The sequence below is a fragment of the Massilia glaciei genome (assembly GCF_003011895.2).
GTDB lineage: Bacteria > Pseudomonadota > Gammaproteobacteria > Burkholderiales > Burkholderiaceae_D > Telluria_A > Telluria_A glaciei.
Window position 1 is genome coordinate 1 of the sequence record NZ_PXWF02000308.1, and the last position, 337, is coordinate 337.

The 337-nt window shown below is 63.8% G+C and carries 1 protein-coding gene; it reads right to left on the minus strand.

Features of this window, described 5'->3' with window-relative positions; translation table 11 throughout:
* Window positions 1–330, minus strand: a 330-nt coding sequence (locus tag C7C56_RS23945; RefSeq protein WP_502506582.1) for a DUF8808 domain-containing protein, incomplete at its 3' end; no start/stop codon positions are given.
* Between the last annotated feature and the right edge of the window lie 7 nt (window positions 331–337).

Sequence of the window (337 nt, forward strand, 5' to 3'; positions counted from 1 at the left end):
ATCGGGCGGCACGCGCAGCTCGCCGAAACTCCACAGGAAGTGTTCGTCAATCGTCAGGCGTACGGGCGTGGCGGCGCGGCGTTTCGTTTCGACCTCGAAGATCGGAAGGTCCTTGCCCGGCCAGCGCAGGTATTTGGCCGGCATCGAACGGATCAACTGTGAAATCTCCGACAGGCTGCGGTGAAGCCGATTCGCGGTGTCGCCGCCAAAGGTCGCGCCGATGCGCAATTCGACCGGGTTGATCAGGCGCAGCGCGTTGAAGTTATCGGTGACAAAGCCGGGGCTCGTCCCGAGCCGTGACGGCGGCATTTGCGGGAGGCCGTTTTCGATGAGCGGC